The 19848-nt window shown below is 66.8% G+C and carries 15 protein-coding genes and 1 rRNA gene (1 of these 16 cut by a window edge); 11 read left to right on the top strand and 5 right to left on the bottom strand.

Translation table 11 applies throughout. From position 1 onward, the window contains the following. Window positions 1–102, bottom strand: a 16S ribosomal RNA gene (locus HUT07_RS17910); it reaches 1443 nt to the left of the window's first position. 519 nt (window positions 103–621) lie between these two features. After that, window positions 622–1830, bottom strand: coding sequence for a tyrosine--tRNA ligase (gene tyrS, locus HUT07_RS17915; protein WP_176022047.1), 1209 nt, complete (start codon window positions 1828–1830; stop codon window positions 622–624). Window positions 1831–1997: 167 nt separating this feature from the next. On the opposite strand from tyrS, the gene HUT07_RS17920 reads away from it, so the two are divergent. Together HUT07_RS17920 and HUT07_RS17925 are read left to right on the top strand one after the other, a co-directional pair. Continuing rightward, a complete protein-coding gene (locus tag HUT07_RS17920; RefSeq protein WP_176022048.1) occupies window positions 1998–3467 on the top strand; it encodes a peptidoglycan DD-metalloendopeptidase family protein in 1470 nt (489 codons plus the stop codon). Between the two features lie 64 nt (window positions 3468–3531). After that, window positions 3532–4659, top strand: coding sequence for an anhydro-N-acetylmuramic acid kinase (locus HUT07_RS17925; protein ID WP_176022049.1), 1128 nt, complete (start codon window positions 3532–3534; stop codon window positions 4657–4659). A 39-nt stretch (window positions 4660–4698) separates the two neighbouring features. Here the strand turns inward: HUT07_RS17925 and HUT07_RS17930 are convergent, their stop codons facing one another. The 3 genes from HUT07_RS17930 to HUT07_RS17940 all read right to left on the bottom strand — a co-directional run bounded on the left by HUT07_RS17930 (window position 4699) and on the right by HUT07_RS17940 (window position 7171). Continuing rightward, complete coding sequence (locus HUT07_RS17930) at window positions 4699–4929, bottom strand: hypothetical protein (RefSeq protein WP_176022050.1); 231 nt, start codon at window positions 4927–4929, stop codon at window positions 4699–4701. Window positions 4930–5009: 80 nt separating this feature from the next. After that, a complete protein-coding gene (locus HUT07_RS17935; protein ID WP_176022051.1) occupies window positions 5010–6374 on the bottom strand; it encodes an MFS transporter in 1365 nt (454 codons plus the stop codon). Continuing rightward, window positions 6371–7171 carry an exodeoxyribonuclease III gene (locus HUT07_RS17940; RefSeq protein WP_176022052.1) on the bottom strand — a complete coding sequence of 267 codons (801 nt, stop codon included), beginning with the start codon at window positions 7169–7171 and terminating at the stop codon, window positions 6371–6373. Before HUT07_RS17940 ends, HUT07_RS17935 begins: the two co-directional genes overlap by 4 nt. A gap of 163 nt (window positions 7172–7334) precedes the next feature. Between HUT07_RS17940 and pyrE the strand changes: the two genes are divergently transcribed. From pyrE to HUT07_RS17985, 9 genes are all read left to right on the top strand, one after another. After that, window positions 7335–7994, top strand: coding sequence for an orotate phosphoribosyltransferase (pyrE, locus tag HUT07_RS17945; RefSeq protein ID WP_089241329.1), 660 nt, complete (start codon window positions 7335–7337; stop codon window positions 7992–7994). 19 nt (window positions 7995–8013) lie between these two features. Next, a complete protein-coding gene (locus HUT07_RS17950) occupies window positions 8014–8673 on the top strand; it encodes a hypothetical protein (RefSeq protein ID WP_176022053.1) in 660 nt (219 codons plus the stop codon). Between the two features lie 218 nt (window positions 8674–8891). After that, window positions 8892–8984, top strand: a complete 93-nt coding sequence (locus HUT07_RS17955) for a potassium-transporting ATPase subunit F (RefSeq protein WP_005407770.1) — start codon at window positions 8892–8894, stop codon at window positions 8982–8984. A gap of 12 nt (window positions 8985–8996) precedes the next feature. Continuing rightward, the gene (gene kdpA / locus HUT07_RS17960) at window positions 8997–10706 is read left to right on the top strand and encodes a potassium-transporting ATPase subunit KdpA (protein ID WP_176022054.1); all 1710 of its coding nucleotides are present in this window, start codon (window positions 8997–8999) and stop codon (window positions 10704–10706) included. Window positions 10707–10716: 10 nt separating this feature from the next. Beyond that, complete coding sequence (gene kdpB, locus HUT07_RS17965) at window positions 10717–12777, top strand: potassium-transporting ATPase subunit KdpB (RefSeq protein WP_089241335.1); 2061 nt, start codon at window positions 10717–10719, stop codon at window positions 12775–12777. Continuing rightward, window positions 12774–13418: a potassium-transporting ATPase subunit KdpC gene (gene kdpC / locus HUT07_RS17970; protein ID WP_176022055.1), complete on the top strand. Its 645-nt coding sequence runs from the start codon at window positions 12774–12776 to the stop codon at window positions 13416–13418. The genes kdpB and kdpC overlap by 4 nt, the downstream gene beginning before the upstream one ends. A gap of 51 nt (window positions 13419–13469) precedes the next feature. After that, a complete protein-coding gene (locus HUT07_RS17975) occupies window positions 13470–16130 on the top strand; it encodes a sensor histidine kinase KdpD (protein WP_176022056.1) in 2661 nt (886 codons plus the stop codon). After that, window positions 16111–16824 carry a response regulator transcription factor gene (locus tag HUT07_RS17980; RefSeq protein WP_176022057.1) on the top strand — a complete coding sequence of 238 codons (714 nt, stop codon included), beginning with the start codon at window positions 16111–16113 and terminating at the stop codon, window positions 16822–16824. The genes HUT07_RS17975 and HUT07_RS17980 overlap by 20 nt, the downstream gene beginning before the upstream one ends. A gap of 457 nt (window positions 16825–17281) precedes the next feature. Then, window positions 17282–19807 (top strand): sulfite reductase flavoprotein subunit alpha, encoded by a 2526-nt coding sequence (locus tag HUT07_RS17985; protein WP_176022058.1) that lies wholly within the window; start codon window positions 17282–17284, stop codon window positions 19805–19807. Window positions 19808–19848: the final 41 nt, after the last annotated feature.

Here is a 19848-nt window from a genome sequence, read left to right on the forward strand (position 1 = left end):
CTCGCCACCCAGAGAGCAAGCTCTCCTGTGCTGCCGTTCGACTTGCATGTGTTAGGCCTACCGCCAGCGTTCACTCTGAGCCAGGATCAAACTCTTCACTTAAAACAGCATTGTCCGAAGACAAAAATTTAAAGCTGCAGATGAATGATTCTGGCAACGTATCGCTTGCTTTAAAACAATTAATAGTTGCTTGATCAAACGTCTGCAAGATGGACAATCATCCTTCCTGCAGGCGCCTTCACAAGATACCTGCGCATACTTTCAAAGATCTTGGGAAGTGGCCTCAGCGCCGTTCCCGTGTGCTGCGAAGTTTCCTTCGTAGCGAGCCGCCCATTATGCCAGACTTTTTCAGTCCGTCAACACCTTCGTTCGATCATCTCGTTCGGCGGTGGTGGGCGCCCTGTTGTCGCTGAAGCCCCTTGGTGGCGACCCCTGCGACGGGGGAGGAGAAGTATGTCCCTATTCCCGCCATTTGTGAAGGGGGTGTGGCGATTTTTTTCAACGGATGTTGCATCCGTTCATCCGCCGCGCTGCGGGAGGATCCCGCGAAGAGCAGCCAAGCGTGGGCTTGGCTCTACAAGAGCAGAAGGAAGGGCCGGCTGCGCCGGCCCTTCCTTCGTATCAGGCAGCGACCAGGCGCACGCGGGCGAAGGTGCGCTTGCCGACCTGCAGCAGGCCCTCGAAGCCGGGCTGCAATACCTGCTGACCGTCTTCCACCACTTCGCCGTCCACCTTCACCGCACGCTCCTTGAGCTTGCGGTTGGCCTCGGAGTTGCTCGGGGTCAGGCCGGCCGCGGTCAGAAGTGCGGCGATACGCAGGCCTTCGGCCGGGATCGCCACGTCCTGCAGCGGCAGCTGGGTGATGTCGCCCTGCCCGGTAACAGCCGCTTCCCAGCCGGCAATCGCCTGCTCGGCCGCTGCAGCGTCGTGGAAGCGCGTGGCCAGTTCACGGGCCAGGCGCAGCTTCACCACGCGCGGATTCAGGCCGTTGGCGATCTGCTCGCGCAGGGAAGCCGCTTCGGCCTGGCTGATATCGAAGGACAGCAGCTCGATCCAACGCCACATCAGGGCGTCATCCACCTTCATGGTCTTGGTGACGATGTCGATGGCCGGCTCACTGATGCCGATGTAGTTGCCCAGCGACTTGGACATCTTGTTGACGCCATCCAGGCCTTCCAGCAACGGCATGGTCAGCACCACCTGCGGCTTCTGCCCGTGGTGTTCCTGCAGGCCACGGCCCATCAGCAGGTTGAACTTCTGGTCGGTACCACCGAGCTCGACGTCCGCTTCCAGGGCCACCGAGTCGTAGCCCTGCACCAGCGGGTACAGGAATTCGTGGATGGCGATGGACTGCTGGGCGGCATAGCGCTTGGCGAAGTCGTCGCGCTCCAGCATGCGTGCCACGGTGTGCTGGCCGGCCAGGCGGATCATGTCGGCCGCGCTCATCTTGCCGAACCACTCCGAGTTGAAGCGGACTTCGGTACGGCTGCGGTCCAGCACCTTGAACACCTGCTCTTCATAGGTACGGGCGTTGGCCAGCACGTCGTCGCGGCTGAGTGGCTTGCGGGTCAGGCTCTTGCCGGAGGGATCGCCGATCATGCCGGTGAAGTCGCCGATCAGGAAAATGACCTGATGGCCGAGGTCCTGGAACTGACGCATCTTGTTCAGGAGGACCGTGTGGCCCAGGTGCAGGTCCGGCGCGGTGGGGTCGAAGCCGGCCTTGACGCGCAGCGGGCGGCCTTCCTGCAGGCGCGCGCGCAGATCCTCGAGCTTGAGGATCTCGTCGGCACCACGGCCGATCAGGGCAAGGGCTTCTTCAATCGAGGACACGTGACTACTCCCGGCAACGCCGTTTCTTATGTGGGGTGTTAAAGCGAAGTTAACCCGATCGGCTTCACAAAAGCCAATAGGCACAAGGGTTTGACGCGAATTTGTTAGGTGTCTATGTTACCGGCGTTTGGGCCCGCGTTCCCGGGTCAGCCAGAGACCGACATCTGATGCTCAATTCCGATCAAGGCCGCGCACGCAAGCAGCGCTTCCAGGAACGACTCCACGTCCTGCACGACAACGCCCTGCACCGGAAGCTGAGGCAACACCTTCCCGCTGCGTTCAACGAACGTTGGACGCGCCGTCATTGGATGCACGCCAGCCTGTTCGTGACCATCGGCGCACTGGTGGCCACGATCGTGCCGGGCTTCTCGCACACCATCGATGCCCCCTACGCCGACAGCCACACCAGCCTGGCTCTGCCGTTGCCGCCGTTGGCAATGTCCCGCCAGCAGCAGATCCCCGGCGACAGCTGGCAGGTGCTGCGGGTACAGCGCGGGCAGACCCTGAGCGACCTGTTCGACAAGGCCGGCATCTCGGCAACCACGCTGCACCGGGTGCTGGACCATCCGGGTGCGCGCGAATCACTGACCAAGCTGCGCCCGGGCGCCGAGATCGCCTTCGACATGCCGCTCTCCGGTGACCTGCGCAGCATCCGCTTCGACCGCGATGCCGACAACCGGGTCGAGCTCAGCCTGAGCGGCGATGACATCAAGGAAACGGTAACCAAGCGCGAGACGTCCACGCGGACGGTGGTCACCAGCGGCGAGATCACCAGTTCGCTGTACGCCGCTGCACGCCGCGCCGGACTGTCGCCATCGGCCATCGCGACGATGACCGACGACATCTTCAAATACGACATCGACTTCTCCAAGGATCTGCAGCCGGGCGACCGCTTCAGCGTGGTGATGGATGAGACCTGGCGCGAGGGCGAGAAGGTCGATACCAGCAAGATCCTGGCGGCGACCTTCACCACCGGCGGCAAGACCTATTCCGGCTTCCGCTTCGACCGCAACGGCAAGTCCGAGTACTACGACATCAGCGGCCGTTCGCTGAAGAAGAGCTTCATCCGCATGCCGATCCCGTTCGCGCGGCTGAGTTCGACCTTCGGCGCGCGCAAGCACCCGGTGCTGGGCAAGATGCGCATGCACAAGGGCGTGGACTACGCGGCGCGCACCGGTACCCCGATCATGGCCGCTGGCGATGCGCGGGTGCAGTTCGTCGGCGTGCAGCGCGGTTACGGCAACGTGGTGATCCTCGACCACGGCCGTGGCCACACCACCCTGTACGGGCACATGTCGCGCTTTGCCGGCATCAAGAACGGCCAGCGCGTGGCCCAGGGCACGGTGATCGGCTACGTCGGCTCGACCGGCCTGGCGACCGGACCGCACCTGCACTACGAATTCCGGGTCAATGGCGAGCACCGCAACCCGCTGACGGTGACCATGCCGCCACCGGAGCCGCTGAAGGGGGCCGAGCTGGTGGCGTTCCGGGCGCAGACCGCACCGGCGATGGCCCGCATCCAGGGCATGGAGAAGCTGATCTACGCCGACGCCAGCCCCGCCCCGACCACCGAAAGCGCGACCACCGAGGTGGCCAGCGCCAAGGACAAGGTGCCGGCAGGCCGCAAGCGCGGCTGAGCCCTGCGTTGACGAAGAAGGACACGGCAGCACAAGCTTGCCGTGTCCTTTTTTTATGCCTGCCATGAACACCACTGCCGATCCGTCCCTTCCCCTCTACCTGGGCCTGATGTCGGGCACCAGCGCTGACGGCATCGATGCCGCGCTGGTGCAGTTCCCGGCCGACGGGGGGTGCCGCTTCGTGCATGGCTTGACCGCCCGCTGGGAGCCGGTGCTGCGGGCACGGCTGGTCGCCCTTGGCGAAGGCGGCCCGCTGCAGTCGCTGGAGGAGCTGGGCGAGCTGGACGCGCGGATTGCGATCAGCTTCGCCGTCGCCGCCAACCAGTTGCTGGACGAGGCCGGTGTCGACCGTACGCAGGTGCGGGCCATCGGCTCGCACGGGCAGACGGTGCGCCATCGACCGCTGGCCGATCCGGCCTTCACTCTGCAGCTGGGCGACGGCAACCGCATCGCCGAACTGACCGGCATCACCACCGTGTGCGATTTCCGCCGCCGCGACGTTGCCGCCGGTGGCCATGGCGCGCCGCTGATGCCGGCCTTCCACCTGGGCATGCTGGGTGCGGCCGATGAGGATCGTGCGGTGCTGAACCTGGGCGGGATCGCCAACCTGACCCTGATCCCGCGCGAAGGCGTCGTGCGTGGCTTCGATACCGGTCCCGCCAACGCGCTGATGGATGCCTGGTGCCAACGACACACGGGGCGCAGCTTCGATGCGGACGGCGCGTACGCGGCCAGTGGCGCGGTGGATGACAGCCTGTTGGCCGGTTGGCGCGCGGACCCGTGGTTCGCGCTACCGCCACCCAAGAGCACCGGGCGCGAGCAGTTCCACCTGCCGTGGGCCGAAGCACACATGGAGGAAGGCCAGTTTGCCGCCGCCGATGTACAGGCGACGCTGCTGGAGCTGACTGCGGCGACGGTGGTGGATGCGTTGCTCGCCCAGCAGCCGCACACCCGGCGGGTGCTGGTATGCGGCGGTGGCGTGCGCAACGCGCAGTTGATGCGGCGGCTGGCGGCACGACTGCCGGGCGTGGTGGTCGAGTCCACGGCGCTGCACGGGCTGGACCCGGAGTATGTGGAGGCGATGGGGTTTGCCTGGCTGGCGCAGCGGACGATGGACGGGCTGTCGGGCAACCTGCCGAGCGTGACGGGGGCGAAGGGGCCGCGGATTCTCGGGGCGATCCATCCGGCGTGAGGATGGTGCCATCCACGCATGGCGTGGATCTACTGGGCGCTAATCGAATCCCTGGCCAGCGGGAAGCGCCTGCAATGCGGCAATAGCGGCGGAGAGGGCATCCACTTCGGGATCGCCGAAGCCGGAGCGGACCTCCAGCTCACTGCTTAGCAGGCCCTGCTCCAGCAGCGCCGCACAGGTCTGTTCGTGGGTCCAGCCTCGCGCAACCGAGACCCGTTTGATGCGTTCCAGCAGCAGCGGGTCCAGGTCCCGCAGCGTTACGTCGGCCATGCTCACTTCCCCGTTCGCAAGGCACCGCCCCCTCGGCGCGTCGGGGCGATCATCCCGCACGCCGGGGGCGCCGGCAACTGTCAGGCCACGGCGCGCCGGCGCTGCTGCAGAATCAGCATCGCGCACAGGATCACCACCGGGATCGCCACCAGGGCAGTGCCGATGAAGAACAGCGCGTAGCCTTCCAGCAGCGTGCGGCCCTGTGCCAGGGTCTGTACCGACCAGCCGGAAAAGCCCTTCAGCGCTTTGCCAGGCATCGCGTAGAACGAGCTGAGCAGGGCGTACTGGGTGGCGGTATAGCCAATGCTGGTCAAGCTCGACATGTAGGCGATCAACGCGGTACCCGCGAAACCGCTGGCGAAATTGTCGATCGCCATTGCGACAGCAAAGTGAGTGGTGTCCGGCCCTGAATAGGCCAACCAGGCGAAGGCGAGGTTGGAGGCCGGGCCAAGCACGGCGCCCGCCAACAGCGCTGCCAGCACGCCCCAGCGTACGGACACCAGGCCCGCAGCGGCGATGCCGATGAAGGTGGCCACCAGGCCGACCGAACCACGCACGGCGCCCACGGTATCCTCGTCCAGACCAAGATCGACGTAGAACGGATTGGCCATCGGCCCCATGACGAAGTCGGCCATGCGGTAGACGCTGATCGCCACCAGGATCAGGATCGCGCCGCTGCGATGCTCGCGTACGAAGGCCACGAACGGGCCGACCACTGCATCGAACAGGCCGCGTGGTGTCCACAACGACGCGGACTGCGCCTGCACTGCCTGGATTTCGCGGGCCGGCTCGCGGGCCATGACCACCGCCACCACGCCCAGCGCCATCAGCACGGCCATCAATTCATAGGACACCTGCCAGCCGACGCGGGCGGCGATGATCAGGATCAGGGCGTCGGTGACCAGCAGAGCGGTGCGATAACCCAGCGCCGAGGACGAGGTCAGCAAGCCGAGCTGTTCACTGTTGTCGGCGCTCTCGATGCGCCAGGCGTCGATCACGATGTCCTGGGTGGCCGAGGCGAAGGCCACCACCACGGCCATCGCGCCGAAGACCACCACATGCTCCCAGGCGATTCCCATCAGCAGCAACTGGCCGCCCTTGGGTTGGATCAACGCCATGCCGACCAAGCCCACCGCGGCGACGATCTGCGACAGCAGCATCCAACCGCGGCGACGCCCCAGTCGCCCGAACAGCGGCACGTCGGCCTTGTCGACGATCGGCGCCCACAGGAACTTCATCGTGTAAGCCAGGCCCACCCACGACAGGAAGCCGATGGTGCTCAGTTCGATGCCTTCCTTGCGCATCCAGAAGCCAAGCGTGTTGCCTACCAGATAGATCGGCAGACCCGAACTGAAGCCCAGCAGGAGCATCGCCAGCACCTTGCGCTGGCGCAGGTTGGCCAGCACCTGCCTCCAGGAACGGCGCGGCTTGGCAGCCTCGGTCACAGGTCGTAGTCCACGATGAACGGCGCGTGGTCGGAGAAGCGCTGGTCGCGGTAGATCGAACAGCTGCGCAGGCGGTCACGCAGGCCCGGAGTGATGAACTGGTAGTCGATGCGCCAACCGACGTTGTTGGCGCGGGCGGCGCCGCGATTGCTCCACCAGGTGTAGTCCTCGCCGGCTGGATGAAGCAGGCGGTAGGCATCGGCCCAACCGCGACCGGTGGCCACATCGGTGGCCTGGCCGTGGTCGGCGCACAGGGCATTGAGCCAGTCGCGCTCCTCCGGCAGGCAGCCGGAGTTCTTCTGGTTGGACTTCCAGTTCTTGATATCCAGCGCCGAGCGGACGATGTTCCAGTCGCCACACAGCACGTAGTCACGGCCGCTGCGCGCCCATTCCTCCAGGATCGGCCGCAGCCACTCCATCACTTCGAACTTGAAACCCTGGCGCAGGTCGCCCGAGCTGCCGGATGGGATATAGAAGGAGACCACGCTGAGGTTGCCGAAGCGCGCCTCGATGTAGCGGCCTTCGTCGTCGAACGGGGCCCAGCCCAGCGAGGTGATGACCTGGTCCGGTTCGCGCTTGCTGTAGATCGCCACGCCGCTGTAGCCCTTCTTGGTGATGGCATCGCGGTAGAAGCAATGGTGGCCGTCCGGGCGGAACATCGGGTCGGTCAGCTGGTCTTCCTGGGCCTTGGTCTCCTGGATGCAGAGGACGTCGGCGTCCTGGCCACGGAACCAGTCGAGGAAGCCCTTGGTGGCGGCCGAGCGGATGCCATTGGCATTGAAACTGATGATGCGCATGCGGAAGAACCTACGGCGGGAAACCGGGCAAGCATACCGGTTGCCTGCCGGGCTGAGCAGCCCGCGGGGGCCGCCCCGGATACCGGTGTGAAGGCCGCGGACGAGCGCGGAAAGCCCAGCTGGATTAGGATTTGCGCTCCAAATGAATATGAATCGAGTTTTGATGAGCGACCACCGTCACCGTTTCCTGCAGTTGGCCCTGACCGCCGATGCCCTGCGCTTCGGCCAGTTCACCCTCAAGTCCGGCCGGCTGAGCCCCTATTTCTTCAACGCCGGCCGTTTCGACTCCGGCTCCCTGCTGTCGCAGCTGGGTGCGTGCTATTCCGACGCCATCGATGCCACCGGGATCAAGTACGACGTGGTGTTCGGCCCTGCCTACAAGGGCATTCCGCTGGCCACCGCAATGGCCTGCGAGCTGGCCCAGCGTGGCCGCGACCTGCCGCTGTCGTTCAACCGCAAGGAAGTGAAGGACCATGGTGAAGGCGGCCAGTTGATCGGCGCCGACATGACCGGCAAGCGCGTGCTGATCGTCGACGACGTGATCACCGCCGGCACCGCCATTCGCGAGGCGCTGGCGATCATCCGCGCTGCGGGCGGCATTCCGGCCGGCATCGTGGTGGCCCTGGATCGCCAGGAGATCGCCTCGGACACCGACCATCGCTCCGCCGCGCAGGCCGTTGCCGAAGAAGCCGGCATCCCGGTGATCGCCGTGGCGACACTGGCCGACCTGCTTGATTTCGCTTCCGGAAATCCGGAACTTGTAGGCTACCGGCAGCCGCTGGAGGCCTATCGCGCCCAGTACGGCGTCCGTTCCACGCGCTGACCACCAGGGGGAAGGTCGCATGTTCCGAATTCCTGCCATCGTTGCTGCCAGTCTGCTGCTGGTGATGCCGCACACGCTGCTGGCACAGTCCAGCGGCAAGGCCGCAGACAAGAAGCTGTACTGCTGGAACGAGGGCAAGGAGCGGATCTGCAGCGATGCGTTGCCGGCCGATGCGGTCAACAACGCCCGCGATGAGTTCAACGCCAACAGTGGCCTGCGCAACGCGCAGGTGCAGCGCGCGTTGAACGATGAGGAACGCGCTGCCGCCAGCACGGCGGCGGCGCAGGTCCAGCTGGACCAGATGGCCGAGCAGACCCGCCAGCGCACCGAACAGGCGATGCTGGCCACCTACGGGGATGAGAACGCGCTGCGGCGTGTGTTCGCCGAGCGCCAGGAGGTGCTCGACAACAACCTCAAGACCGCCCAGTACAACGTGGCCAGCCTGCGCGATTCGCTGGTGGCCCTGCTTGCCGCCGCCGGGGACCGCGAACTGGCCGGTGGCAAGGTGGCCGACAAGCAGGCCCAGGCGATCGGCCAGCGCCATACACAGCTGCAGTCGCAGCAACGGCTGCTGGCCAGCTTCGAACAGCAGCAGCAGGCATTGAAGGTCGAGATCGAGAGCAGCCTGCAGCGCTATCGGCAGCTGAAGGGAGTGGCGCCGGCGAGCCAAGCCCCGTGATTGCCGGTAGAGCCGAGCCCACGCTCGGCTCCGCTTGACCTCGGGAAAGAGCAGCCGAGCGTAGGCTCGGCTCTACAGCAGGCGGGGCTGGTTACGGGTTGGCCCACGGAATTTATGCACTTTTTACGCGTCGGCCCTGTCCGGCGCGTAGTGCGTTTATGGGGGTGGGGACGACGATGACGCCCTGAGGTGGAGGGGTTCCACCAGGTCTCAATTCCATGTCCCCCTGGCTGTCGTTGCTGTGTGGCGTGCTGGTGCTGGTTGCCGCCGCCTATCTTCTTTATGTCGTGCTACGGCCCGAGTCGTTCTGAGCGGAGCCTGCCATGACTGAAATTCTTGCCATTCTTGCCGCCAGCCTGCTGCTGGCCTGGCCCCTGGGCCTGTACCTTGCCGGGCTGATGCGCGGCACGCCGATGAAGGTCGACGTGCTGTTCCACTGGATCGAAAAGCCGCTGTACAAGGTGCTCGGCGTTGATCCTTCACGTTCGATGTCCTGGCGGGGCTACGTGCTGGCGTTCGTGCTCAGCAACGTGGTGATCGCGGTGCTGACCCAGGCCGTGTTCATGACCCAGGCGTGGTTGCCGTTGAACCCGGACCAGATCCCGAACATGCGCTGGGATACGGCGCTGCACACGATGATCTCGTTCCTGACCAATACCAACCAGCAGCACTACTCCGGCCAGGCACAGCTGTCCTACTTCTCGCAGATGACCGGCATCACCGGCCTGCAGGTGGTGACGCCGATGATGGGCCTGGCATTGGCCGTGGCCACGCTGCGTGCGCTGTTCTCACGTGCGCCGAAATCGGTCACCTCGCCCGCGGCGGGTGATGACCGCCAGGTGGCGGTCGGCAATTACTACGCGGACGTCGTGCGCCTGTGCGTGCGCTTCCTGTTGCCGCTGTGCCTGGTATGGACGCTGCTGCTGACCAGCCAAGGCGTGCCCTCCACGATGGCCGGTGGCCCGCAGGCCACGCCGATCGATGCCAGCGCCGGCATGGCGCAGCAGAAGCTGCCGCTGGGCCCGGTTGCGGCGATGGTCGCAGCCAAGCAGCTGGGCGCCAATGGTGGCGGCTGGTATGGCCCGAACAGCAGCTTCCCGCTGGAAAACCCGACCCCGGTGTCGAACATGCTGGAGGTGATCGGCATCCTGCTGGTGCCGATGGCGGTGATCTTCATGATCGGCGCCTTCACCGCGCGCCGTCGCTTTGGCGCACTGGTGTTCAGCTGCATGCTCGGCATGTCGTTGCTCTCTACCGGCGCGATGGTGTGGAGCGAGGGCCATAGCGCCAGCGCTGCAACGCCGCTGCTGATGGAAGGCAAGGAAGTGCGCTTCGGTGCCGATGGCACCGCGCTGTGGGCGGCGGTGACCACCCAGGTCTCCAACGGTTCGGTCAACGGCATGCACGACTCGCTGAGTCCGCTGTCTGGCGGCCTGGCGATGGTCAACATGCTGGTCAGCGCAATCTGGGGTGGCATCGGCTGCGGCCTGCAGCAGTTCATCGTGTACCTGCTGCTGGGTGTATTCCTGGCCGGGCTGATGACCGGCCGCACGCCCGAGCTGTTCGGCCGCAAGCTGGAAACGCCACAGGTGCGCCTGCTGGCCCTGCTGGTGCTGCTGCAGCCGATCACCCTGCTGCTGTTCACCGCGATCACGCTGGCCGTGCCCGGTCTGGCCGGCACCTCCAACCCCGGCTTCCACGGCATCAGCCAGGTGTTCTACGAGTATGTCTCGGCTTACGCCAACAATGGGTCGGGCTTCGAGGGCCTGGGGGACGCAACGCCCTGGTGGAACCTGAGCTGCTCTCTGGTACTGCTGCTGGGCCGCTTCCCGCTGCTGATCATCCCGCTGGTGGTGGCCGCGCAGCTGGCCGCCAAACGCCAGGCGCCGGAATCGGCCGGCAGCCTGCAGATCGAAACACCGACCTTCGCCCTGACCCTGGTTTCGGTGATCGTCATCCTGACCGTGCTGCAGTTCATGCCGGCGCTGGTACTCGGCCCGATCGCCGACCACCTGAGCCTGGGACTGCACTGAGGACACCCCCATGAGTAGTCACGCAACCGCAAACCGTTCCTCCTCCGTGGCATCCCGCCCGGCCCTGCTCGATGCCGCCGGCCTGCGCCGCGCGCTCATCGAGGCCGTACGCAAGCTGTCGCCGATGCACCTGGTGCGCAGCCCGGTGATGGCGGTGGTGATGGCCGGCACGATCGTCGCCGCGATCATTACCCTGACCGGCAATGCACCACTGGGCTTCGGCCTGGCGGTGACGGCGATCCTGCTGGTCACCGTACTGTTCGGCAATTTCGCCGAGGCCGTGGCCGAAGCACGTGGCCGTGGTCAGGCTGCCTCGCTGCGCCGCGCCCGCCAGGACCTGGTGGCGCGCCGTCTGGCGTCGGCGCAGGCCGGTGCCAGCGAAACCCAGGTGCCCGCCGCCGAACTGCGTCCCGGCGACCATGTGATCGTCAGTGCCGGCGAGCTGGTACCGGCCGACGGCGAGATCGTGCAGGGCCTGGCCACCATCAACGAAGCAGCGGTGACCGGCGAGTCGGCACCGGTGCTGCGCGAGGCGGGTACGGATCGCTCCGGCGTGATCGGCGGCACCAAGGTGCTGTCCGACCAGATCGTGGTGCGTATCACCGCCGAGCCCGGGCACAGCTTCCTGGACCGGATGATCGCGCTGGTGGAGGGCGCCAACCGGCAGAAGACGCCGAATGAGATCGCGCTGACCCTGTTGCTGGCGGCGATGACGCTGACCTTCCTGGTGGTGGTGGCGACGCTGCCGGCCATCGGTGCCTCGGTGGGCGTCAAGGTTGATCCGCTGCTGCTGATCGCGCTGTTGGTGTGCCTGATCCCAACCACCATCGGTGGCCTGCTGCCGGCCATCGGCATCGCCGGCATGAACCGTGCGCTGGCCGCCAACGTGCTGGCCAAGTCGGGCAAGGCGGTAGAAGTGGCCGGTGACGTCGACGTACTGCTGCTCGACAAGACCGGCACCATCACCTACGGCGACCGCCAGGCCAGTCACTTCCATGCGCTGGCCGGGATCGACGCCGACCAGCTGCGTGAAGCGGCACTGCTGTCATCGCTGGCCGACCCGACCCCGGAAGGCAAGTCGATCGTGCGCCTGGCCCGCGAGCAGGGCTGCACCACCGCGGAGCCGGACCAGGCCGACTACCTGGCCTTCAGCGCGCAGACCCGCATGTCCGGTGTCGACCTGATGCACGGCCGGCAGATCCGCAAGGGCGCTGCCGATGCGATCCGCGCCCATGTGCTGGCACTCGGTGGCACCGTACCTGCCGAACTGGCGGGGCGCGTGGACCAGGTCGCACGCAACGGTGCTACGCCGCTGGTGGTGGCCGAGGGTCGCCATGTACTGGGAGTGATCGAGCTGTCCGACGTGGTCAAGCACGGCATGCGCGAGAAGTTCGCGCAGTTGCGGGCGATGGGCATCCGCACGGTGATGATCACCGGCGACAACCCGTTGACCGCCGCCGCGATCGCTGCAGAAGCCGGTGTGGATGACTACATCGCCGAAGCACGCCCGGAAGACAAGCTGGCCCGCATCCGTGCCGAACAGGCCGGCGGTCGCCTGGTGGCGATGGTCGGCGACGGTACCAACGACGCACCTGCGCTGGCCCAGGCCGACATCGGCCTGGCGATGAACTCGGGTACGCAGGCGGCCAAGGAAGCCGGCAACATGGTCGACCTGGATTCGGACCCGGCCAAGCTGCTGGCGGTGGTGGAGGTGGGCAAGCAGCAGCTGATCACCCGCGGCGCGCTGACCACCTTCTCGCTGGCCAACGATGTGTCCAAGTACTTCGCGATCCTGCCGGCGTTGTTTGCCGCCACGGTGCCTGCGATGGCCGCGTTGAACGTAATGCAGCTGTCGAGCCCGCGCAACGCGGTACTGGCGGCGCTGATCTTCAATGCCCTGGTGATTCCCGCCTTGATTCCGCTGGCGCTGCGCGGCGTGCGCTTCCGCCCGGCCACCGCAACGGCGCTGCTGCGCCGGAACATGCTGGTGTACGGCCTGGGCGGCGTGCTGCTGCCGTTCGCGGCGATCAAATTGATCGACCTTCTTCTTGTCCTGGTATTCGGCGCATGAACCGTTCTGACTCCCCTTCCCTTTCCCGCGAGCTGAAAAGCGAGGCGCGCGTGGCCACGTTGCAGGATGGCGCCAGCTGGCGCCCCGCGATCGGCCTGGGCGTGGCCACCCTGCTGCTGGCCGGTGCGGTCTACGCCGGCATCGCCACCGGCTTCGCCGGCCTGTCCTTCCCGGCGCAGGCTGAAGGCAGCCTGCTGCTCGATGGCAGCGGCCAGGTGCGTGCTTCGGCATGGCTGTCGCAGCCGTTCACCGGCGATGGCTACTTCCAGGCGCGGCCGTCGGCGGCCAACTACGACCCGATGGCAGCGGCCGGCTCCAACCTGGCACGTAGCAACCCGGCGCTGGCCGAGCGGGTGGCGGCGAGTACCGCAACGGTGGCCGCACGCGAAGGCGTAACGCCTGCGCAGGTCCCTGCCGATCTGGTCACCCAGTCCGGCGGCGGCCTCGATCCGCAGTTGTCGCCGGCGGCAGCACAGCTGCAGGTGGCACGCGTGGCCCGTGCGCGTGGCCTGCCGGTCGAGCGCGTGCAGGCGCTGGTGAAGGCCAACACGCAAGGCCGGCAATGGGGCGTGTTCGGGCAGCCGCGGGTGAACGTGGTGACCCTGAACTTCGCACTGGACCACGCGGCCAAGGCACCGTGATGCCGGCCTGCACCGCCTGCGCGCACAATGGCGGCCATGACAGCAGCTGCGATGAATGACGCGCGTACCCGCCAGGCCAACGCCCTGGTGGAAGGACTGCAACGTGAAGCCGGTGGCAAGCTCACCGTGTTCCTGGGCGCTGCACCGGGCGTAGGCAAAACCTACGCCATGCTGACCCGCGCGCAGGAACAGCTGCGTCGCGGCGTCGACCTGGTGGTCGGGCTGGTGGAGACCCATGGCCGTGCCGATACCCAGGCGCTGCTGGAGGGCCTGCCGCAGTTGCCGCTGAAGGAGGTGGCCTACCACGGCCACGCCCTGCAGGAGATGGACCTGGATGCCGTGCTCGCGCGGCATCCGGCGCTGGTGCTGGTGGACGAGCTGGCCCATCGCAATGCGCCGGGCAGCCGCCACGAACGGCGCTGGCAGGATGTGATGGAGCTGCTGGACGCCGGCATCGATGTCTGGACCACGGTCAACATCCAGCATCTCGAAAGCCTCAACGATGTGGTGATGCGCATCACCGGCGTGCGCGTCAGCGAGACCGTGCCGGACGGTGTGCTCGACCGTCTGCACGACATCGTGCTGGTCGATCTGCCGCCGCGCGAGCTGATCGCGCGCCTGCAGCAGGGCAAGGTGTACGTGCCCGAGCAGGCCGCGCAGGCACTGCAGGCGTTTTTCTCGCCGGCCAACCTGACCGCGTTGCGCGAACTGGCGATGCAGGAAGCTGCCGACCGCGTCGACAGCAGCCTGCGCGAAGCCCGTGCGGCCCGTGGCGAGAGCAATCTGCCGCTGCGACGTGGCGTGCTGGTGGCCATCGATGGCGGTGGCCAGAGTGAATATCTGGTACGGGTGGCGCGACGCATTGCCGAACGCCGCGATGCACCGTGGACGGTGGTGACGGTGCAGGGACGCCGCCAGGACGAAGCGACCCGGCGCGAGATCGATGCGGCGTTCGCGCTGGCCCGCCGCCTGGGCGGCGAAGCCGAACTGCTGCACGGTTCGAGCATCGCCGATGCGTTGCTGGACCACGCCGCGCACAACGGCGTATCGACACTGGTATTGGGCCGCACCCGCGAACGACCGCTGGCGCGGATGTTCAACCGCACCCTGACCCAGCAGCTGATCCAGCGCGGCGCGCACTACGAGATCACCATCATCAGCACGCCGCAGGCGCGTGCGCGTTCCCGTCGTGAAGGCCTGCTGCCACCGATGCGGGGCTTCAGCCACGAGCCGTTGCAGGCGTTGATCGCCACCGGGCTGGCCTGCGCAGTCGCTTGGCTGGTGGAGCGCTGGGTGGGCATGGCCGATCTGTCGATGGTGTTCATCGTGGCCGTGGTGCTGGTGGCCGCGCGCACCCGCGCCAGCGTCGCGGTGATGGCCGCGATCCTGTGTTTCCTGGCTTACAACTTCCTGTTCATCGCCCCGCGCTTCACCTTCGCCATCGGCGCAAGGCAGGGCGTGATCACCGTGTTCCTGTTCCTGGCCGCTGCGCTGGTGGCCGGCCGCCTGGCGTCGCGTCTGCGCATGCAGGTGATTGCCCTGCGCGCGGCCAACCGCCATGCGCGCGCGCGCCAGCAGTTGGGGCGACAACTGGCCAGCGCGGCCGGCAACGGTGAAGTGGCGCAGGCCGGGCGGCAGGCGTTGGAGCAGGCCATGGACGTACCCGCCTGGCTGCGGATCGGCGCCGATACCGCCGCCGGTGGCCGCAGCCTGCCCGGTGACACCGATCTGGCGGCGGCCGACTGGGCCCTGCGCCATGGCCAGCCCAGTGGCCGCTTCACCGATACCCTGGCTGGCGCGCAATGGTGGTTCCTGCCACTGCTGGACGGCGAAGACCGTGCGATCGGCGTGGCCGGTCTGTATCTGCCCGGCGCGCAGGCGCGGCTGCTGCCCGAACAGCGCCAGCTGGCTGAAGCGATGGTCGATGACATCGCCCAGGCGGCGTTGCGCACGCGCCTGGTCGCCGAGCTGGAACAGGCGCACGTGAGCAACGAGACCGAACGGCTGCGCTCTGCCCTTCTGTCCTCGGTGTCGCACGATCTGCGTTCGCCACTGGCGGCGATGATCGGCTCGGCCGACAGCCTGGCCAGCTACGGCGCGGCAATGGATCTGGCCGACCGTCGCGCCTTGCTGGACACCATCCTGGTCGAAGGCGAGCGCCTGGACCGCTACATCCAGAATCTGCTGGACATGACGCGGCTCGGCCACGAGGGCCTGAAAATCAACCGCGACTGGATCGGCGTGGATGAGTTGATCGGCTCGGCTGCGCGCCGCCTGCAGCGCTACCAGCCGAAGGTACGGCTGGAGCTGGATATTCCGGCGACGCTGGCGCCGATCTGGGTGCATCCGGCGCTGGTCGAGCAGGCGGTATTCAACGTGATGGAGAACGCTGCCAAGTTCTCGCCAGCCGATGCCGCCGTGCAGGTGCTGGCGCGCGAACTGGACGGCCAGCTGCGCATCGACGTGATCGATGCCGGCCCCGGCATTCCCGACGATGAGCGCGCGCGCATCTTCGACATGTTCTACAGCGTCGAACGCGGCGACCGCGGCCGCCACGGCACCGGCCTGGGCCTGACCATCTGCCAGGGCATGATCGGCGCACACGGTGGCAGCGTGCAGGCGCTGCCTGGCCGCGACGGTCGCGGTACCCTGATCCGCATCACCCTGCCCCTGCTCAAGCCAGCCTCCCACGATGAGTCCGACCCCGACTGATGCCAGCGCGCCAGCCCCGCGCGTGCTGGTGATCGACGATGAAACCCAGATCCGCCGGTTCCTGGACATCAGCCTGCGCGCGCAGGGCTACCAAGTGCGTCAGGCCGCGACCGGCCAGGAAGGCCTGCAGATGGCGGCCAGCGAAGACATGGACCTGGTGATCCTGGACATCGGCCTGCCGGACATGGAAGGCCATGAGGTACTGGAGCAGCTACGGCAGTGGAGCCAGGTGCCGGTGATCATGCTGACCGTGCGCGCCGGCGAAACCGAGAAGGTGCGTGCACTGGACAACGGCGCCAACGACTACGTGACCAAGCCATTCGGCACGCAGGAACTGATGGCGCGGGTACGAGCGCTGCTGCGTACACGCAGCGTGCCGACCGATGGCACGCCGCCGCTGTTCGACGATGGCCACCTGCATGTGGACCTGGTGCGCCGCGAAGTGGCGATCGATGGCCAGCTGGTGGCGCTGACCCGCAAGGAGTACGCGTTGCTGTCGCTGCTGCTGCGCAATGCCGGGCGGGTGGTCACCCAACCGCAGATCCTGCAGGAGATCTGGGGACCCACCCACCAGCACGACACACATTACCTGCGCATCCTGGTCGGCAAGCTGCGGCACAAGCTGGGCGACTCGGCGCTGGATTCGCGCTATCTGTTCACCGAACCGGGCGTGGGGTTGCGGTTCAAGGGGTGAATGCGTGCCGACCAACGGTCGGCACCCACCAGCCAAGTAGATCCACGCCATGCGTGGATGGACTTCATTGAAGAGCATCCACGCATGGCGTGGATCTACCGTGTCGACCAAGGTCGACACCTACCAAGAGCAAGAAATGCCATTCCGGCAGATCGCGGAGATCTGTCGAAGGCGGGGTGGGTCCGGTTGCGGGGGCGTGAGCCGCATGGATGCGGCGACCGAGCTTACATGGACGTACTTGCAGCGTCCCCCGCAACCGGACCCACCCCGCCTCCCCACAGGAAGCCCGCTTCTGCTGTTGCTCCGGCCGTTGCCGTTGCCTCTGCAGGTGCAGGGCGCAGCCCTGCCGGCAACCCCTCCTTGACCGCAGCGGCCCGGGACCCGGAGAATTACGAGATTAATTCTCATTTGCTGTTGCGCAGGATGCGGGCGGCAGCCTCGACGGCCCTCGATCCCGATGTTCAAGAACGTCCTGTTCCAACTGCACTGGCTGCTGGGCATCAGCGCGGGTGCCATCCTGGCCGTAATGGGCCTGAGCGGCGCGGTCCTGTCCTTCGAGGATGAGCTGCTGCGCGCAGCCAATCCCGGTTTCGCTGCGATTGCCGAACACCATGCCGACAACCAGCAACCGCTCGCCTTGAGTGAACTGGTGCCGTTGCTGCAGGCCGGCACCGAGCGGCCGCTGCAGCGCCTGCGGATGGACGCTAGCGGCCAGCGCCCGTCGGTGGCGCGCTTTGCCGGCGGCAAGGACCACTGGGTGTATTTCGACCCCTACAGCGGCGAGCGCTTCAGCGCGCTGCGCGGGCAGGCCTTCTTCGATTTCGTCGAGGACCTGCACCGCCATCTGGTTGCTGGCGAGCGCGGCTCGTGGATCACCGGCAGCTGCGCGATCGCCCTGCTGTTCTTCACCCTGTCCGGGCTGTACCTGCGCTGGCCGCGCCGCTGGTGGCACTGGCGCAGCTGGTTGGCGGTGGAGTGGGCGCGCAAGGGCCGCGGCTTCCTGTGGAGCCTGCATTCGGTGGTGGGTACCTGGGTGCTGCTGATCTACCTGATGAGCGCACTGACCGGGTTGTGGTGGTCGTTCGACTGGTACCGCAACGGGCTGACCCGATTGGTGGGTGTCGCGCCGCCCGCCAAGCACACGCTCGCCAAGGATCTTCCCCTGGATCTGCACAACGTCGAGGCCACGCTGTATGCGCTGCCCGGCGTGCGCCAGGGCTTCATCGACCTGCGTCTGCCGGAGAAGCCCGGGCAAGCACTCAACGTACGGGTGATGTCGGCCGATCCTGCGCAGCGTGGCGGCCACCATGACCGCGCACATGACCTGCTGCAGCTCGACCCGGCCAGCGGCGCGATCCTCGACGCACGTCCCTACGCGCGCCAAGGGGCAGGTGGCCAGCTCACCACCAGCATGTTCGCCCTGCACTCGGGCAGCTTCTTCGGCATGCCAGGGCGCATCGTGGTGATGCTCAGCAGCCTGGGCATGTGCCTGTTCTTCGTCACCGGCTGGCTGTTGTACCTGGACCGCCGCCGCAGCCAGCGCGCGGCACGCGCGCTGCGGCAGACCGTTCCGGCAGCAGCACTGCATTCCGGGGGCACACCGTGGTTGGTGGTGCATGCCAGCCAGAGCGGCCTGGCCGAACAGCTGGCCTGGCGGGCAGCGGCACAGCTGCAGGCGGCTGGCCACGGGGTGCAGGTACTGCCGCTTGCGCGCGTGACCGCCACGCAGCTGCAGGCCACCACACAAGCACTGTTCGTACTCAGCACCTTCGGTGATGGCGAACCACCGGACAACGCACGGCGCAGCGCACGCCAACTGCTGGCACAGCTGCCGGACCTTGCCGGGCTGCGCTACGGCATGCTCGCGCTGGGCGATCACCAGTACGCGCGGTTCTGTGGATTCGGCATGCAGGTGGATGACTGGCTGGTCCGCGCGGGCGCGCAGCCGTTGTTTCCGCGCATCGACGTCGATGCCGCATCGGTGGTGGCACTGCGCCAGTGGCAGCTGCAGCTGAGCGGGCTGACCGGCATCGATACCGATGACAGCGTGCTGCCAGCAGCCACGGTGATGCACGACTGGCGCCTGATCGACCGCACACTGCTCAACGCCGGCAGCGTCGGTGGCCAGATCTGGCAGATCCGCCTGGCAGCGCCGGCCGATGTCGATTGGCAGGCCGGTGACATCCTGCATATCGCACCACGCCACGACGCGCGGCACGTGCGCGCGGCACTTCGGGCGCATGGCCTGGATCCCCTGCAACCGGTGCTGCTCGACGGTGGTACGAAGACGCTGCTGGAACTGGCCAGCGAACGCGTGCTGCCCGAGCCGGATGGTGACGTACAGGTGCAGGATGCAGGCCTGTGGTTGTCGGGCCTGCCGCCACTGCCTGGGCGTGAGTACTCCATCGCCTCATGCGCTGCCGATGGCCACGTGGAGCTGGTGGTCCGGCGGGTTCACGACGCAGCCGGCCGCGCGGGCCTCGGCTCGGGTTGGCTGACCCTGCATGCACCCGTTGGCAGTGCCGTTGCTGCCCGCGTGCATCGCAACCCGGGTTTCCATCGGCAGCCGGGCGCACCGATGGTACTGATCGGCAACGGCACGGGCATCGCCGGCCTGCGCAGCCTGCTGCGTGAAGCCGCGCATCAGGGTGAGCACGGTCATTGGCTGTTGTTTGGCGAGCGCCAGCGCGCACACGACTTCCTGTTCGCCGACGAGATCACCCGGTGGCAGGCTGACGCGCACCTGCTGCGCTTGGACCAGGCGTACTCGCGTGATGTGGACGATGGCGGCTACGTGCAGCATCGACTGCGCGCTGCGGTGGATGAACTCCATGCGTGGCTGGCACGCGGTGCAGTGATCCATGTGTGTGGATCGCTGCACGGCATGGCCGAAGGCGTGGACCAGGTGCTGCGCGAGGCACTGGGCGATGAAGCAGTGGAAACGCTGCTGGAAAACGGACGTTACCGGCGCGACGTGTATTGAGTCCGTTCGCCGGGCATGGCCCGGCGAAGGCGATCAGGCCA

Source organism: Stenotrophomonas sp. NA06056 (assembly GCF_013364355.1).
Lineage (GTDB): Bacteria > Pseudomonadota > Gammaproteobacteria > Xanthomonadales > Xanthomonadaceae > Stenotrophomonas.

Coding starts and splice junctions, on each gene's coding strand:
- HUT07_RS17920 (WP_176022048.1), top strand. CDS start 1,998: ATGCTCAATTCCGATCAAGGCCGCGCACGCAAGCAGCGCTTCCAGGAA.
- HUT07_RS17925 (WP_176022049.1), top strand. CDS start 3,532: ATGAACACCACTGCCGATCCGTCCCTTCCCCTCTACCTGGGCCTGATG.
- HUT07_RS17930 (WP_176022050.1), bottom strand. CDS start 4,929: ATGGCCGACGTAACGCTGCGGGACCTGGACCCGCTGCTGCTGGAACGC.
- HUT07_RS17940 (WP_176022052.1), bottom strand. CDS start 7,171: ATGCGCATCATCAGTTTCAATGCCAATGGCATCCGCTCGGCCGCCACC.
- pyrE (WP_089241329.1), top strand. CDS start 7,335: ATGAGCGACCACCGTCACCGTTTCCTGCAGTTGGCCCTGACCGCCGAT.
- HUT07_RS17950 (WP_176022053.1), top strand. CDS start 8,014: ATGTTCCGAATTCCTGCCATCGTTGCTGCCAGTCTGCTGCTGGTGATG.
- HUT07_RS17955 (WP_005407770.1), top strand. CDS start 8,892: ATGTCCCCCTGGCTGTCGTTGCTGTGTGGCGTGCTGGTGCTGGTTGCC.
- kdpA (WP_176022054.1), top strand. CDS start 8,997: ATGACTGAAATTCTTGCCATTCTTGCCGCCAGCCTGCTGCTGGCCTGG.
- kdpB (WP_089241335.1), top strand. CDS start 10,717: ATGAGTAGTCACGCAACCGCAAACCGTTCCTCCTCCGTGGCATCCCGC.
- kdpC (WP_176022055.1), top strand. CDS start 12,774: ATGAACCGTTCTGACTCCCCTTCCCTTTCCCGCGAGCTGAAAAGCGAG.
- HUT07_RS17975 (WP_176022056.1), top strand. CDS start 13,470: ATGAATGACGCGCGTACCCGCCAGGCCAACGCCCTGGTGGAAGGACTG.
- HUT07_RS17980 (WP_176022057.1), top strand. CDS start 16,111: ATGAGTCCGACCCCGACTGATGCCAGCGCGCCAGCCCCGCGCGTGCTG.
- HUT07_RS17985 (WP_176022058.1), top strand. CDS start 17,282: ATGTTCAAGAACGTCCTGTTCCAACTGCACTGGCTGCTGGGCATCAGC.